Consider the following 17277-nt stretch of genomic DNA (forward strand, 5'->3'; position numbering starts at 1 on the left):
CCTATCTTTTAATTATCTATTCCTAATCCACAATCTATTAACACTATGCCTATACAATATATAAATTACTTTGCTAGCTACTAATTATCTACTCATACTTCACTATACTAATCTGTATGAAGCAATCATAGTGGCTATTCTTATATGCTTTCCTTAGAGAATACTATATTTCATAGCTATAAACCTATCGATTATTTACTAATTTCTTCCAACATTTTTTCAGGATTTTTAGCGGCTCGTACATTACCAAAGGCTCCGATAATAATACCTGCTTCATCAATAATATACGTACTACGAATCAATCCCATTGTCTTTTTACCATACATATTTTTTTCTCCCCATACATCATAGGCTTGAATAACTGTTAACTCTGGATCTGAAATCAATGTAAATGGCAATTGATGCTGCTCTTCAAATTTTTTATGTGATGCTACACTATCTTTACTAACACCAATAATCACAGCATTTTCTGCTGCAAATTGCTCTTGTAGTCTAGCAAATTCTTGAGCTTGCATAGTGCAACCCTTCGTATTGTCCTTTGGATAAAAATATAAAATAACTTTTTTACCTCGATAATCATGCAAACTAACCATGTCACCATTTTGGTTAGGCATTGTAAAATCAGGTGCTTGTAAACCTACTTCTAACATACTATATAAGGATATATGGTCAAACAAAGCGTATACATTATAACTATCAACAATGCACACATACCTTATTAACCATAAAAATCCCTTCCTCCTTTCTATAAACCTATAAAATTTAACATCAGCTCTTGCCAATACAACTCTATCTCACCAATAATGAATATAGCTATGTATATGATAGAATAAACTATAAATGCTATATCATATAATTTAGCATCTTATCTATTCATAATTATCTCACAATTTCTTTAACTTGTTACCTAAAAATCATATTTTTCTTTTACAAATCACAAAATCTAGGTACAATAAGAATGATAACGATACTATATGCTAAAAGAAAAGGAGTCAAACTATGGCAAGAACAATATTAATAACCGGTGCTACATCAGGTATTGGTAAAGCAAGTGCTGAGGCTTTTGCCGCCTATGGAGATAACCTTTTACTATGCGGTAGGCGTCAAGATAAGTTAGCACATATAAAAGAAACCTTATCAGATAACTATGGCATTAGCGTGACAACTTTTCCATTGGACGTAACAGATCGCACAGCTGTAGAAACAATGATTCCAGAAATGATTACCTCTGCTGGTGGTATTGATGTATTAATTAATAATGCAGGCCTAGCACAAGGTTTAGATCCATTCCAAGACAGCAGTCTTGATGATATGGAAACCATGATTAATACCAATATTAAGGGCATGCTCTATGTAGCACGCACAGTCTTGCCATTTATGATACAAGCTAATCAAGGACATATCGTCAATCTTGGTTCCACAGCTGGTATCTATGCCTATGCCAATGGTGCCGTCTATTGTGCCACTAAAGCAGCCATTAAAACAATTAGTGACGGAATTCGTATTGACACAATTGATACGAATATAAAAACAACTACCATACAACCAGGTATCGTTGAAACACCGTTCAGTGAAGTTCGTTTTCACGGAGACAAAGAAAAAGCAGCTAATGTCTATGCTGGCATCGAAGCCTTACAAGCACAAGATATTGCCGACACAATTCTCTATGTAGTAAACCAGCCACGGCGGGTTCAAATTTCTGATATGGTTATCATGGCTAATCAACAAGCCACAGGTTTTATGGTATCCAAACATATATAATGAACGTACTAGATGACAGATAGCGCATTCTATGCGCTATCTGTCATTATGTCTATCCTAACGCTTTCTAATTCCTAACCATGATGTTAATCCGACTTATCATATTTTTTCATACATGTGAAGGCAAGTCAACTCCATAAGCTAGCATAGTGTTATGCATCCTCTCACACGCATCACATGTGGAAGAGGAAAACGCTAGCACAGATTATTTGATCGTTTCCAAGAAGGATTTCACATAGTCAATGAATACTTTCGTTGCCGGTGAAGCTTCTTCTAAATTAGGAATGGCTAATCCTAGTTCTACATAGTGAGGTGGATTAAATGGCAATTGTTTCACTTGCCCTGACCATTTCTGTGAAATCAAATGATTGTTCATACTAATCCCCAAGCCAGCTTCTACCATACAATAGGTTGTAAAGGAATCTTTAGTAGAAAATTTAATATCTGGCATTAATGATTCTTTCGCTAACAAACGATCAATTTCTGTATCTTGATTTGCTGAAGTCATAATAAAGGGAGCACCATTTAACTGTTCAATAGGGAATGATGCTGCTTTTGTCGCTGGATGATCTATCGGTAACCACACTTCCATTTCGTCTTGAACTAAAGGAATCCAATCACATGGCACCTTCTCACTTGGTTGTGCCGCAAAACTTAAATCTACAGATTTATCATGTAACCATTGTGCAATTTCTCGATTCCCTCCCTCGTTAACGCGAATGATTACATAAGGATAATCTTTTTGAAATCGCTGAATAATCGCAGGCAACCACACTGCAGAAATACTATAATAGGCGGCAATCGTCAATACACCACTTAACATGCCTTGTATAGTAGACCCTAATTCTTCCGCCACCCTCTGTGCTCTCACGATTTCACGAAATGCGGGAATCATAATTTCTCCATTAGGTGTTACAGACACACCTTTTTTAGTTCGCACAAACAGCTTAAATCCTAATTCTTCTTCTAGCGTATTAATCATGCGTGTAATGCCAGGTTGTGTATACCCCAAGGCATCACCAGCAGCAGTCAAGCTCCCATAATCAATGGCTGCTAAAAAGGCTTCACATTTTTTACTATCCATATAACACTCATCCTATACTACAATACAACCAATTCTACTAGCTCCCATATAGGAGTATATCCATAGCCCACTATCCCCTCTCTTACATCTATTATATCTATAACAAACTTTTATGTATATAATAATTTTTTGCCATTTTTATAATCCTGTAACGAGCGTTATAATGTGTGTGAAAGTTGAATTATATACTATCGATTATATAATTCATAGTCATAATGATGCTCTCATTATTATGATTCTCTCAACTAGATTTCTTTGTACATTCCTAAGAAATCTACTCTCCAATAACACAAAGCATATAAAAAAACAGTCCACACTCTCTCGGGGCTGTTTTTTTATTGCTCTATACACCATCCACACTAATGGATACGCACCAACTAGTACACAAAACATGTTTCTATATATACTGGCATCGTTAAAAAAGAGCATAACTTACTACCCAAAAATTCAGTACTTTCTTGCTGTATGGTGGCCGTAAACAGATGACCTACCTAGTGTACCTCTTCTTTAAAGTATAAAAGGCGTAGTCCCTCATTTCCCGCGCAACAAAAGAATGCCATGCACAAGGGTCGTAGAAGCACTATATATAGTGGATCTACCCTTTATACAATCTACATAATATCTGCATCTCGTGGTTGATTTGCCATAGAGTATCCACTTGTCCGCAAATCAGAAAAATCTACCGTGTCTTCTGTTTCTGGAACAAGGCGCAATTGTTTAACTAATCCATAGGAGGTATGCAACGATAATCCTTTTGATCGTCCCGTTAATACCCATAATACGCGATAACCTCTAGGTGGTACAACTAAGGAAGTCTCACCTTCTCCATCAGTAAAATAAATCAACAAATCGATAGACTGTTGATTACAGTATGTAATTACGGGACTAAATGCTGTGCCACCTCGTTTAGCAGGTCGTTCTTCCAACTGCTTAACATCTTTCACACGATACGTATGACGAATCGCATTGTCACATTCTACAATCGTAATTTCATGATTGTAATTCTTAACAATTTGAAAGACCTCTTCCATAGCCGCCATAAACTCGTGATTACTAATACTGCCACTCGTATCAAGGGCTACTACAATCTTAGCGCGATGATTTCGCAATGTACCTCTCAAATCAAGTCGTTCTGGCTGTCGTCTATGACGTCGTGTTGTCGTCTTTCTATGAGCATTTGTTACAGTTCCCACTATTTTTTTTAAATAATAGTGCCATGGTAATGTATCTTTTCTATCTTTAATAATGGCTACTTGATTGGCTAAATACCCCGTTAGTTCTCCTTTTGTAGCCGCATCAATATATGTTTCTGTAAATGTCTCTATCATTTCTTCCGATACATCATCACATTCCATCCATATATCGTGCATGCGACGTGGATCCAAATGTGTAGAAATCTCACTAGCTTCCTCATGTACAGCAACAGCAACAGATGCCCCTGCTGCATCAACGCCATCTTTCATGTGAATTGCTTTTTGAATTTCCTCCACATAATATTCAAGTGTTTTAAAAGGGCGCAAGGATATTCTAAATTGACGATTTACCCATGTTAAATCAACTGCATCAGGTGGCAATGATGTTAATTGTGTATTCACCACCACGTCCATAGCTAGATTAATAGCCAATTGACTATAATTAGCATCCAAATCACGTACACGTAACAAATGAAGCGATACGATATGTAAAATTTCATGCTTAATAGCACTCTCCATTTGTAGATGCGATAAGGCAAAAAATTGCAAAGGATTAATATACAACACATATTTTGTTTTTTTAAAAGCAATTCCTGTAGGACTAGCTATATCAAACCGCACATCATGTTGCATTTGAAGAAAAAAGTATCCATAAAAATTATCCGTTCCATCCATAAGTCGTAAATTTAACTGATGTAGATAATCTAGTACTTTTCTTTTATAACTCTCCGGCACAACCAATGGATCTTTTTCCACATTCGCTGTCATAGTGCCAAGCACATCAAACTCTACATGAGGAACAATATGAGCCTGACTTTTCTCATAGTCATTTACTATAGCTCTCGCCTCTTCTAAGAGCATATCTGCCATGTATAGATTCATAGTTATACCTCTTATCGATAGGCTGCAAAGAATATGTCCACAAAGGCTGCATCATATTGTGCTTGATTATATACATGAGGCATGTCTTGTTTTATACTCTTCATAACAGCAATACGCAAATCTACAGGATAGGCACGAAGAAACGCTACCAATCTTTCTATCGCTTTTGGCGCATCTATTTCTTTGTCTTTTATACGCTGTTCTAATTGTGTTAGTATATTGCGTGCTGCTAAATATAAACGCGTATGACTTTCTTCACGGATTCTCTTTTCCATAGAGCTAGACCAAGTAGGTTTTTCAAATACATCTTCATAAGATACTAGTGGTTGATACTCAGATTCCACAAAATTGACAAACTCTTCTGCAATGATAGACCCTACATTGCCGCGAACCAAATTAAAAAATACAGACCGAGGAATTGTTTCTTTCTTCTCTTTATAAATCGTATATAAATTAGATATGCGTTCATAACTACGTGGTGTCGCATTAATATCATCTTCATTGGCTTTATTCAAATACTCAGGGAATGTGGAAATAAATTCCATGACCCGTTCTTCAATCCCCGATGCTACGGCCCAATCAAGCCATTGTTTATAATCCGCTTCCATATATAACCAAACAAAGCGGTTTTCTTGTGCTCCATCCATTTCAGTCACTTCATAATCATAGGAGTTAACTGGATTCATAGCTGCCACAATATGAACTTTCTCCGGCAACTGATACCCATTAATTTCTCGATTCAAAATCAAGTTCATTAATTCTTGTTGCACTGCATGTTCACAACGATTAATTTCATCAATAAATAATATGACAGATTGCCCCTGTGAAACGGCTTGATCCACCTCATACAATTTATGATGAATGGCATATACAGTTATCTTCTCTTCCTCTACGTCACCGGACGCATTTCTTTTTTTATGTGTCTTAACAGTAGGTAATCCGCCAATTTCCCCTTCTTTCAACAAATTGCCATCAATCGTAATCAATGTCCATCCATGAGTCAATGCCACCTTCGCTACTAATGAGGTTTTACCAATCCCTGTGCCGCCCACGAGTAAAGGCACTTGTCGAGCCTCTAGCACAATATTTAAACTTTGCATTGTTTCACTAAAATTCATAATTCATCTTCCTTACTTATTTAAATGCTAGTCGCTCATCCATAGCAATACGTTTCGCCTTAGCACTACCATATGTATCTACAAGTGCCAATTTATTAATCAATGAGTTTCCCTGTCCATCATCCAAGGTAAAAACAGTCATAAATTGTCTTACATAGGTTTCACAAACTGATTCCTCTCCTAATGCCGTAGCCAACGCCTTTCTTATCGCTTCTACAGGTGGCAACAAATTATGTGGCACATATTTAATAATCAAACTGTTTACAGCCAATAATTGTAATACTTTTTCCATCGTTAAATCACTAATGAATCGCATAGCCTTTTCATGTTCTCTAACCGCTAAACATTCCGAAGCAAAGGTAGGAACTTTGATATACCGAAGGGCTTGATAATTATGACGAATAGCCATTTCTTGTACCTGTTGCGATGGATTTTCTATATATTGAATCGCATCAAAATTAGTTTCTACTGCTAATAATTGTAACTCTTCACTAGGATTCTTCACGTATTTAATAGCCCAACCAGACTGTGCTAATGCACGTTTCACAATTGCTTCTGATGGACTATCTATATATTCCAAATAATTCCACCCTTTATCAATTACAAATTCTAATATGCTTTCACTGGGGTGCTTAATATATTCTACCGCTCTGCCATTTTCTTCAATAGCTGCCATCACCACCCGGTCAGACGGATTATGACAATAGGCTAATGCTAATCCATTCGTAGTAACTGCAGCCAGTTGCATTGCTTCCGTTGCATCTGAAATATTTTCTAATCCTCTTGGATTGATTTGTAACATTTGTATTACTTTTGATTCATCCACAGGCGTACCTCCTAGAGCACGATTCACATATACTGCGCTACTCATCATAGAAACGATATACTCTCATCATGTTATATGCTATATACAATTTGCTACTATCCATGACCTCACGATAGGATGTAATAAACTAATACTAGCTCTACTACTTAGACTCTCTATTGCCCGCGTTTTTACCACATTCACAGTCGCTATATACACCAATCACACGTTACAAAACACGACCGTCAAGTGATTCGTCTACGCATTCAATAACTATATCCACAAACACACTATGCATAACGGACTAGCCAACTATGAACTATACAGTCAGATACTACACATGTATGTTTCTAACATATATCTTTATATCGATTTTATTCAATCAAGTGTATTATAACAAAGTCACGCCTATTTTGAAAGTATCTATCCTACACATTCTATATGAAATATAAATACCGTGCCTACTAATGTAATATCAATTATTGCACCTACACACTCTATATGGAATATAGATATAAGACATCATGACATAACACTAAATTTTCACTTTCTCACATTCCCCTATATAAATAGAGTAACCATGAGGATGGTAGATATCTACATATCTATCATCCTCATGATTACCCATAAAACGATTTCTTAACCATATCAATGATGGCTCTCTACTAAAGAGCCTTGTACATACAAATTATTCTACGAATGCAAAGAATCTTGTTTACGACGAGCTTCTACAAGCATATGCACCCGTTCACTTTTATCACGATTCATAATACTGCTGCCAAACAAAGTAGGTGTTGCTACACCTATGGTCATACAAAAGATGGTGATAATTCCTGTAAATCCAGCTTGCTCTGCTTGTAAAAAGCCATTCGGATCCAATCCATTAATTTGCATAATCGCATAAGCAAAGCGATATAATAACACGCCTGGAATTAAGGGAATCACTGACGGAATCGATAAAACGGATACTGCCGTATTCCCCTTTTTTGCCAAAAATATCATGACTACACTGATTACGATGGTAGCCACCAAAGAGGCGGATACCAACCCAAACGACATCGACACTAATAGTATATTACGTATAGCTACCGCTAATGCACCACCACAAGTAACAAAAGGCAACAAGCGCACTGGCGTATTAAACAACGTAGAAAAGCCTAATGCTGAAATGCCTCCAGCTATAATATGAATGGGCGACACAAAGGTAGGTAAAATAGGTAATTGACTAATATTCCCCTGCGGTTGCAAATGTATGGCCACAACAATACCAAATGTTAAAAACCCTACAATAAGTAAGGTAAAAACGGCTCTCCCTACACCAGAAATTGTAAATCCATTGAGCAAATCATTAACGGCATTCATCAATGGTACACCAGGAATTAAAAATAAACTAGCACAAATCATGGCATAGGTCATAGTGGTAATATCTCCCACCACATAACAAGAAAGCCCTGCTAATGCAGTTGCTACAAAGGCTGCAATGGCTATATTAATAAATCCATTAAACTTTAAGTGTTCACACGCGCGACGCATAGCATACGCAATAGTAGCACAAACAGCCGTTATCATAGCTGCTAAATAACTACTACCAAATAATATGGAAAATCCTGCACAGGCCATACCTGCTGACAAAAATCGTAGTATTAATGGATAGTGAGATGGAATATGTTCAATACGTTCTAATTCCGCTTCATATTCATCTAGTGTATAACGATTCTCCAACGCACGCCACGATAATTTACTCAACGCCGACAACTTAGTCATATCTACACTATGGGATGTAGTCTTGGTAAACGATGTATAGGACCGATCTTCCGTCGTAATCGCCACCATAACTGTATTATGAGTGACATGAACATGTACATCATCTTCATGCATCCCCATAAATACTGCGGCTCGTTTTACATCTCGTATCAAATGATTTGTATCAGACCCTTTTTCTAATAATAAGCGGCCTGTATCCACTAATAATTTCATTTTACGCCCAATCATCGTAAAGGGCTGTTCATAAAATAATTCTGTTTCTTTCATAGAAAATACTCTATCTGTAAATTTCCACTATATAAACTATGTTCTTCAATATATCGAATCACTACATCTGGTACAATGTAGCGAACAGATTGTCCCGCCTTAAGTCTCTCTCTCAAAACAGTAGCAGATAATGCCAATTCTGGCACTTCCAATAAATGAATTTTTTCTTTTCCTAATGCGCCAAAATAATCAATAATATTGCCAATAAAATCTGACCCAGCTGGGCGAGTGGCACCTATAAAATAAGCCTGTTCTAATAATTCTCTGTTGAATTTCCAATTTGGTAAATCTTGAATCGAATCAGTACCACAAATGAAATAAAATTCTGTTTCCTTAGGATACTGTTTTTTCAATTCACGGATTGTATCAACTGTATATGATACACCACTTCGCTGTATTTCTATATCAGATATCGTAAATCGCGGATTATCAAGAATTGCCAGTGCTGTCATCTGGTATCGATCTGCTGCACTCGCTATAGCAACATCTTTATGTGGTGGACTACCAGTAGGCACAAAAATAGTTGTTTCTAATCCAAATGCTTCTGTAGCAAACTCAGCAATCATCAGATGTCCCATATGAATAGGATTAAAGGTCCCTCCAAAAACACCGATACGTCGATGTTCATCTATATGCTCTATTTCTTTCAAATGCTCCCATCCCCTAACCTGATTAACAGTTGTCATCACAACCCCCATTAAGCACTGCAAACTACCATATTTCTTTACTCACGCAATCGACTAGATGGGTCTAATATAAACGCCGGCATGACTTGCAATTTATGTAAATTCCTTTCATGCAATCGATCAATTTTCGCTTGTAAATTAGCCTGGTCACATTGTCCAGTGACAATATAACGATCCAATGCTTCATAGGTAAATCCTAATTTATCTTCATCTGTCATGCCACTCAACCCATCAGATGGAGCTTTATACACTAACTCATACGGCAAGCCTAGTACTTCTCCTAACTGACGCACTTCTTCTACTAAAATATGTTGCAATGGACTAAAATCACCAGCACTATCACCATATTTCGTAGAATACCCTACATAATCCTCCGAAGCATTACACGTGTTAGCTACTCTACCACCTCCCTGTAAAGACTGTGCTACTGCATATAAAGTAAGCATACGCATACGAGCTGGTAAATTAATCATTGTATCTTGTGATAAGAGTGTAGACCCTTTCGACTCAGTTTCTATATTCATCAAATTCCTACACATACTAGGTGATTGCTTTAAGCCCGTCTCGATAGCGTCACACATACTGTTAACTCCAGATGCAATATTAATAACTACTGTCTGAATGCCTAAATGATTGGCTACTCGATGAGCATCGGCAATATCACGTTGTTCCCCATTCGGCATTAAAACACCAATGACACGATTCTTGCCTATAGCGGCCACACATAAGGCTGCTACTACACTAGAATCTTTACCACCCGATAGGCCAATAACTGCTTTCGTATGTTCCCCTGCGGCATCAAAATAATTACGAATCCACATTTCGATAGCTAAGGCTGTTTCTTTTGCATTTTTTAACATCTTACTCTCCATTATATACTATTTATCACCATTTTTATATGATTCACATTCCTATCAATGAGTAACAATTTTGTATGTATCTATGTAATTAGTGTTTATCTACTTTATCAAGTAAATTCATTTTCATAGCATAATAAGAAGGTGACATATCTAAATAATGAATATGAGGATTTTCAAATCGCTGTTCTTCTCGCCAAATTTCATGCTCAATTTGATGCTGTACAAACTTTCTTATGTCCGTAAGCGACTGCTTAGGATACACTCGTTTTCCCCCATCAATAACGGGCACTTGCAATCGTTTTACCGTACAGTTTTCAAAATACATCTCTTTCCATGGTTTTTGCGGATGAATATAGCGATACGGTGCAGACATAGATACGGTTTCATCTGCCAAGGCAATTAAATCAGCAATGGCAAATCCTTTAGCATCATACACACGATATAATGCTTTTCGTCCAGGATTGGTTATCTTTTCAATACTTTCAGACACCTTGATACGCGGTTCCCATTGTCCATTTCGTTTCACGCTAGCCATCTTATAAACGCAACCAAATACAGGATCTGATTTAGCCGTAATTAATCGTTCACCTACGCCAAATCCATCGATGGCACCACCTTGTTGTAAAATGGATCGAATTGTATATTCGTCTAAACTATTAGAGGCCATAATTTTACAATCTGAAAGTCCTGCTTCATCGAGCATAACTCTCACTTTTTGTGACAAATACGCCAAATCCCCAGAATCTAATCGTACACCTTGTAATCGTTTTCCTTGTGGTATTAACACTTCTTTCGCTAGCTTAATAGCATTCGGTATACCAGAATGTAGTACGTCATATGTATCAACTAATAAAATAGTGGCATCAGGATATACACTGGCAAACTGCTTAAACGCTTCATATTCATCACCATAATACATAACCCAACTATGCGCCATAGTACCACTCACAGGAATTGAAAACATCTGTCCTGCTAATACTGTAGCCGTACTAGCAACACCACCAATATACGCAGCTCTAGCCCCATACACTGCAGCATCCACATTATGAGCACGCCGTGCACCAAAATCAGCTACGCCACGACCTGCAGCAGCTTTCACAATACGTTGTGCCTTAGTGGCAATCAAACATTGATGATTTAATATCGTTAATACTGCCGTTTCGATTAATTGTGCATCAATAATCGATGCCGTTACCGTTAAAATAGGCTCATGGGGATACATAATCGTCCCTTCAGGTAACGCCTCAATATGTCCTCTAAACTGGTAGGTCGATAAATAGGTCAAGAATTCTTCCTTAAAAATCTGCAAGGATCGCAAATAAGCAATTTCTTCTTCATCGAAATGTAAATTTTCTATATATTCAATCACTTGTTCTAACCCTGCAAAGATGGAAAATCCTGCATTATCTGGATTTTTTCGATAAAATACATCAAATACAACTTGTTCATCTGTATACGTATCAGAAAAATATCCATTACTCATGGTTAGCTCATATAAATCCATGAGCATCGTTATATTTCGTTGACTATTCTGAGCCATATGCTACCACCTTATACTAACTTACATGCATACTTATTATTAATTATTCTAACATGATATAACTATTATATATCTTTACTATTCCAAAGTGCATACGATTTTCTACGCTGTGTATAACACAGCTTAGATGCAATGATGCAAAACTCTGTATTTATTTTACTATAGTTTCCTCTAATAATACACATATATAAGAAATAGATTATACATGATGCTCCAAAAACGTATAAAATACTACTATAAAAATATAGACTTGTAAGAGCATCACCAATACATCAATGCGATAGTCCAGGTGATACCAACTGGCAATGACTCATTATTGCTACATGTAAAAGAAATCATAATACTCGTACATCGTCAAAGTGATACATTCTTATATTAGTATGTACAGACATATGGAATATATCCTCTACCTAATATTCATAAAATGATACAGTCTGTAAGCCAATAGGCACGTGAAACTATATTACCAATGAAAGGTAACACTGCATACACAATGTAAATGAAATCAAACGATTGCATGAGTGTATTCCCAAGGATGATTCATAAAATCAAGTTACCAACCAAGTTAATGTCTTATCACATCCTCACAATCAATACCATAAGGATATAAATAAAATAAAAATTCTAAAAAAACGTTGAGTTACATGAGTAATAGTTACTACTATTACTATGCAATTCAACGTTTTTATAATCTTATTAATCATCTACGCTATACATATCTTACTGCATATATGGATACTATAGTAAGTAAAGGCGATTAAGTACTCATAATCTGTATAGATTATAAGTATTACCAAGCCCCCATCCAAGTGATGATAATGGCGTTAATAAAATCGATTAAAAAGGCTCCTACTAGCGATACAATCAACCACGCTCGTGGTGATGGCCCATATTTTTCAGCTAACGCTTGCATATTAGCCAATCCATTGGCTGTAGCACCCATAGCAAAACCGATACCACCTACACCAAGCATGACTCCATCATAGGTTTTACCAAATAGTAAGAAATACCCTAACCATGCAAATAGAATCATTAACACAGTTTGACCTATTAGTATAAGAATAAGAGGGCCCGCTAAATTAACAAGTTCATATAGTTTCAAACTGTTAATCGCCATCGTTACATACACGGTTAATGCCACTTCAGATACTACATTCAATCCGCCACCTTGCACGCGGTATTTGCCAGTAAAATCACCAATGTTACGAATAACCGCTGCCACTAACATGGCACCAATATACGCTGGTAAGGTAATAAGCTCATTTAAATAGGAACTTAAAATAGCACCTAACCCTACAGCCAAGAATACAAAGGCACATGCTTTTAATGTACCATTAACATCTGTAGTTTCTTCTTCTTCCAAAATCGACATATCATACACATGTGGTTCTAAATGTGTATCATCATCACTATGATGTCCTGGTGTAGCAATTTTATATTTTTTTATTAAAAATTCGCCAAATGGTCCACCTAGTACTAAAGCAATCACCATACCAAAAGTAGCTGATGTAATCGCCACAGTAGTTGCTCCTGTAATACCGTACGTCTCTTCAAAATAAGGGCCAAATGCTGCCGATGTACCAAGGCCGCCCATTAACGATACAGCACCAGCCAAGATACCATAATGCGGATCAATGCCCATCGCACCAGCAATGGTCATTCCCAATAAGTTTTGGAAAAAACCTAGTACAGTAGATACCAATAAATACACAATCAGTGCCATACCACCATATTTAATTAATTTAAGGCTCGCCATCATACCAATCGATGTAAAGAATACCAATAAAGCCACTGTGGATAGGGCATTATCAAATTCAACTGTTAAAATGCCATATACTCGTAATATAGAAAGAATAAGAGCAAACGGTAACCCTCCGATGACAGCTGATGGTAAACTTAGTTTTTGTAGTGTTATAAATTTACTTTTTATCCAAACGCCAATGTAATATGTTACAAAGGCTAATGCTACAGCTTGTACGCTGCTTACTTTAATTAGTAATGCTTCGCCACCCATAATTTATACCTCCCTCGCACACATAATGCATGATTACTTCATAGCAACCTCTATATAAAATTACACTCACTTCACATGTACACCTAAATCTAGGTTCTACTATATAAAGAATAGAGTTATAACTTTTTCTATAGAACGTATTACTATTTTTTATATTATACTATAAAAATTTGTAAAAATACAATTATTATTTACTGATTTCTCTATGTATACACCATACATTAACGGGTCAGTATATCTATGGTAATCTCCAAAAAGATTGTCTATATATGGATTTGTAAATACTATACCCTCATCATCATGTTTCTTATCCACACTATGACACAGATAACACTATATTCTATATAAAGAAAATTTATTCCTTATTTAGTTTCATAATTCGTAGCTATAACAGTTTTGGCTTCTTTAGATCCAAGTTCTGCCGCTTGTATCATGTAGGTCTGTGCTTTTTCCTCTCCCCCATACTTAGCATACATACGAGCCACACTATATACAATATCTGCTTCCTGCGTATTTGCTAATTCAGTTAATAAATTATCTGCCAACGCATGATTCATATCTACGCCCAACCCTTCCCAATAACATTGAGCTAGCAAGAATTTACCGTCCCTACTGCCTTGTTTTGCTGCCTGATTAGCCCAATAACAAGCTTTTTCATGATTAGCAGCGACTACAGTAGTTCCCATGTATGCATAAGCAACTTCAACCTGAGCAGAAAGAACACCTTGTTCTGCTGCTTTTTCATACCAAAATAGAGCGCTATCTTCATCTTCTCGCTCTTCATAATAGACAGCTAGTTCGACTTGCGCCTTTGCATATCCTGCCGTAGCAGCTTTTTCTAACCATATAGCTGCCTGTTGCTCACTCTTATCACAACCTAGGCCTTCTTTATATAATGTAGATAAACTATACATAGCGTGCACACGCCCCATATGGGCCAACTTATCACACCAAACAAAGGCATCGTCAAATCGTTTATCCGCATAAGCAGACTTAACTAGTTCACTCATAGCACCATAGTGTCCCTGACTAGCTGCTAATTGCATCCAATGTGTACTTCTATGATGATGTATCGTAGTACCACTTTTCCCTGCATATACACTAGCCAACTCATATTGTGCAAAAGCATCTCCCGCTTTCGCCATATTTTCTAGTATAGGAAGTAAATCGCTAATCTTTTCCTGAATTTTTTCGTCCTTACTATCCTTTTTGCTATCTAACTCCATATGTAACAGCGTACAAAGTTGACATAAAGGATCTCCTAATTTAGCACCTTTTTTATACCACTCGTAGGCCATAACGTGATTCACCGAAGCGAGTCCAAACCCTTGCCAATATAACTCCCCAATAAAATACATAGCCCGAGGCTCTCCTTCCTGTGCCAGTTCAGAAAAAATAGCATACGCCTCTTCTAATTGATAGGATAAAAATAATACTTCCCCTTTACGAAGTAATTCATTGGTCTTTACCATCACCATGATTATCTCCTTGTCTCTCTATCTATAATGACTACCCTTACACAATCTATAAATAAGTTGTACTTCTTCTAGTCAAACAATATAAATATAATAATACATAAAACAACACCATTTATTATACACTATAAATAGTCTTTCACATACTGCTAGTGCATCGACCATAAGAGAAACTATGTAGTACCTATTTTTATCTTTCAGATTTGAAATATTTGATACCCCTTGTTATAATAAAAAAATAGTGATTTGTTCGACCTTGCTGTCCATATCCATAAGATATATACAGCATCTTTCACCATAAAGGTTTATCCAACCATCAAATTAGGTCCACAAGACCTCTTTTCGTTCAACCTACTATATTTTTGATGTATGACTATAGTATGAATTGTATAAGGAGGTCCTGTATATGGAACAACCAACCCAAGCGGGAAATTGTCAATCATCGGTAGTAACAATCGATCATAAAGATTTCAGAAGACGTCGTTTGTTACATGTTATCTTACCTTTATTTCTCGTATCCATTATCGCTTTTTTAGATCGTGTCAATATTGCCTATGCTGCAATGACCATGAAAGATACCTTACCCTGGTTATCACCAGAAGTATTTGGCGCTGGGGCCAGCATATTTTTCATCGGCTATGTAGTCTTTGAAGTACCTGCTTCTATACTAGCCTCTAAATTTAATCCCATGAAATGGGTCGCTCGCATCATGTTTAGTTGGGGATTAGTCTGCATACTAATGACAACTATGAGCACGCAATTTGAATTTTACCTATATCGCTTTTTATTAGGCCTATGTGAAGCATCACTCTACCCCGTCATCTATTCCCTATTAATTCCAAACTGGTATGTACCATCAGAACGGGCACAAGCCATTTCCTATATGCTAACGTCTCTACTATTTTCTTCTATTATTGGTGCACCCTTAGCTGGTACACTACTAGAAATGGATTTATTTGGTTTACACGGTTGGCAAACATTATTCATTATCGAAGCTGTGCCAGCTATTATATTTGCATTCATTTTTGCCTTCTGGATGAAAGCGCATCCTAGTGAAGCTTCATGGGTAACAGATGCTGAAAAAAACTATATGGCTGTTGAATTAGCAAAGGAAGAAGCAAAAAAACAAAGCGAAAAAAAATATACCATATGGCAAGCATTAACAGACCTTACAGTATTAAAATTATGCGTAATTTATTTCTTATGGGTTGTCGGATTTTGGGGTTTTAGTTTTTGGATGCCTCAAGTACTAAAAAATTTATCCGGTTGGTCCCCTAGTTTAGTTGGTTGGTCCATCGTCTTTCCTATGATAGCAGCCTTAATAATTCAATTATGGTGTGGTCATTCTTCCACAAAAACTGGTGAAAAACGTTGGCACATCGCCCTTACACTATTTGTAGGTGCTATCGGCTTAGCTACTACACCACTAGCACCTACGCCATTAGTAAGCTTAATTTGCATTTGTTTATCGTCCGTTGGCGTATATGGTGGCATGGGCGTATGGTGGACCGTTCCTACCGCCTTCTTATCAGGAGCGGCCGCTGCTGGTGCCATGGGACTCATTAATTCCTCTGGTAATCTAGGCGGATTAGTGGGGCCTTACATGTTAGGTATCATTAAACAATATACGGGAAATATTAACCTTGGTTATTACATTATGGGGGCCGCTATGTTTGTAGCCGGCTTACTCTGTTTAACATTACCAAAAGAAAAAACAGGATCTAAACCATTCTCTAACACAAATAAATAATAACTAGGCGGTAGTTATTACTCATTCACATGGCATAGGCTATAACAGATAAATTTTCAAAAAAATACTGTATCATAT

General features: G+C 36.8%; 13 protein-coding genes. 2 read left to right on the forward strand and 11 right to left on the reverse strand.

The genetic code is table 11. The annotated features are described in order from the left end of the window. Positions 1 to 191: 191 nt before the first annotated feature. Positions 192 to 650, reverse strand: coding sequence for a peroxiredoxin (locus P6940_RS06565; RefSeq protein ID WP_277288022.1), 459 nt, complete (start codon positions 648 to 650; stop codon positions 192 to 194). A 349-nt stretch (positions 651 to 999) separates the two neighbouring features. Between P6940_RS06565 and P6940_RS06570 the strand changes: the two genes are divergently transcribed. Beyond that, entirely contained in the window at positions 1000 to 1761 is a 762-nt protein-coding gene (locus P6940_RS06570) for an SDR family NAD(P)-dependent oxidoreductase (RefSeq protein WP_028257966.1), read from the forward strand. Positions 1762 to 1966: 205 nt separating this feature from the next. Here the strand turns inward: P6940_RS06570 and P6940_RS06575 are convergent, their stop codons facing one another. The 10 genes from P6940_RS06575 to P6940_RS06620 form a co-directional block, all read right to left on the reverse strand. Then, on the reverse strand, positions 1967 to 2845 hold the full coding sequence (locus tag P6940_RS06575; RefSeq protein WP_028257965.1) for a LysR family transcriptional regulator: 879 nt from the start codon (positions 2843 to 2845) through the stop codon (positions 1967 to 1969). A gap of 611 nt (positions 2846 to 3456) precedes the next feature. Next, positions 3457 to 4920, reverse strand: a complete 1464-nt coding sequence (locus P6940_RS06580) for a VWA-like domain-containing protein (protein WP_277293550.1) — start codon at positions 4918 to 4920, stop codon at positions 3457 to 3459. A gap of 11 nt (positions 4921 to 4931) precedes the next feature. Further along, positions 4932 to 6038, reverse strand: coding sequence for an AAA family ATPase (locus tag P6940_RS06585; protein WP_277293551.1), 1107 nt, complete (start codon positions 6036 to 6038; stop codon positions 4932 to 4934). A 16-nt stretch (positions 6039 to 6054) separates the two neighbouring features. Continuing rightward, entirely contained in the window at positions 6055 to 6864 is an 810-nt protein-coding gene (locus P6940_RS06590) for a hypothetical protein (protein WP_028257962.1), read from the reverse strand. A gap of 672 nt (positions 6865 to 7536) precedes the next feature. Next, positions 7537 to 8874 carry a threonine/serine ThrE exporter family protein gene (locus tag P6940_RS06595; RefSeq protein WP_277293552.1) on the reverse strand — a complete coding sequence of 446 codons (1338 nt, stop codon included), beginning with the start codon at positions 8872 to 8874 and terminating at the stop codon, positions 7537 to 7539. After that, positions 8871 to 9560: a nicotinate-nucleotide adenylyltransferase gene (gene nadD, locus P6940_RS06600; protein WP_423839125.1), complete on the reverse strand. Its 690-nt coding sequence runs from the start codon at positions 9558 to 9560 to the stop codon at positions 8871 to 8873. The genes P6940_RS06595 and nadD overlap by 4 nt, the downstream gene beginning before the upstream one ends. Before the next feature lie 38 nt (positions 9561 to 9598). Next, positions 9599 to 10420 carry an NAD(+) synthase gene (gene nadE / locus P6940_RS06605; RefSeq protein WP_277293553.1) on the reverse strand — a complete coding sequence of 274 codons (822 nt, stop codon included), beginning with the start codon at positions 10418 to 10420 and terminating at the stop codon, positions 9599 to 9601. An 88-nt stretch (positions 10421 to 10508) separates the two neighbouring features. Continuing rightward, positions 10509 to 11960 (reverse strand): nicotinate phosphoribosyltransferase, encoded by a 1452-nt coding sequence (locus tag P6940_RS06610; protein WP_277293554.1) that lies wholly within the window; start codon positions 11958 to 11960, stop codon positions 10509 to 10511. A gap of 790 nt (positions 11961 to 12750) precedes the next feature. Beyond that, the gene (locus tag P6940_RS06615; RefSeq protein WP_277293555.1) at positions 12751 to 13974 is read right to left on the reverse strand and encodes a sodium/glutamate symporter; all 1224 of its coding nucleotides are present in this window, start codon (positions 13972 to 13974) and stop codon (positions 12751 to 12753) included. A gap of 362 nt (positions 13975 to 14336) precedes the next feature. Beyond that, positions 14337 to 15452: an SEL1-like repeat protein gene (locus tag P6940_RS06620; RefSeq protein ID WP_277293556.1), complete on the reverse strand. Its 1116-nt coding sequence runs from the start codon at positions 15450 to 15452 to the stop codon at positions 14337 to 14339. A 403-nt stretch (positions 15453 to 15855) separates the two neighbouring features. On the opposite strand from P6940_RS06620, the gene P6940_RS06625 reads away from it, so the two are divergent. Continuing rightward, complete coding sequence (locus P6940_RS06625; protein ID WP_277293557.1) at positions 15856 to 17199, forward strand: MFS transporter; 1344 nt, start codon at positions 15856 to 15858, stop codon at positions 17197 to 17199. Positions 17200 to 17277: the final 78 nt, after the last annotated feature.

Source organism: Veillonella montpellierensis, assembly GCF_947090115.1.
GTDB lineage: Bacteria > Bacillota > Negativicutes > Veillonellales > Veillonellaceae > Veillonella > Veillonella montpellierensis.

Coding starts and splice junctions, on each gene's coding strand:
- P6940_RS06625 (WP_277293557.1), top strand. CDS start 15,856: ATGGAACAACCAACCCAAGCGGGAAATTGTCAATCATCGGTAGTAACA.
- P6940_RS06575 (WP_028257965.1), bottom strand. CDS start 2,845: ATGGATAGTAAAAAATGTGAAGCCTTTTTAGCAGCCATTGATTATGGG.
- P6940_RS06595 (WP_277293552.1), bottom strand. CDS start 8,874: ATGAAAGAAACAGAATTATTTTATGAACAGCCCTTTACGATGATTGGG.
- P6940_RS06615 (WP_277293555.1), bottom strand. CDS start 13,974: ATGGGTGGCGAAGCATTACTAATTAAAGTAAGCAGCGTACAAGCTGTA.
- P6940_RS06565 (WP_277288022.1), bottom strand. CDS start 650: ATGTTAGAAGTAGGTTTACAAGCACCTGATTTTACAATGCCTAACCAA.
- nadD (WP_423839125.1), bottom strand. CDS start 9,560: ATGACAACTGTTAATCAGGTTAGGGGATGGGAGCATTTGAAAGAAATA.
- P6940_RS06580 (WP_277293550.1), bottom strand. CDS start 4,920: ATGAATCTATACATGGCAGATATGCTCTTAGAAGAGGCGAGAGCTATA.
- P6940_RS06570 (WP_028257966.1), top strand. CDS start 1,000: ATGGCAAGAACAATATTAATAACCGGTGCTACATCAGGTATTGGTAAA.
- nadE (WP_277293553.1), bottom strand. CDS start 10,420: ATGTTAAAAAATGCAAAAGAAACAGCCTTAGCTATCGAAATGTGGATT.
- P6940_RS06585 (WP_277293551.1), bottom strand. CDS start 6,038: ATGAATTTTAGTGAAACAATGCAAAGTTTAAATATTGTGCTAGAGGCT.
- P6940_RS06620 (WP_277293556.1), bottom strand. CDS start 15,452: ATGGTGATGGTAAAGACCAATGAATTACTTCGTAAAGGGGAAGTATTA.
- P6940_RS06610 (WP_277293554.1), bottom strand. CDS start 11,960: ATGGCTCAGAATAGTCAACGAAATATAACGATGCTCATGGATTTATAT.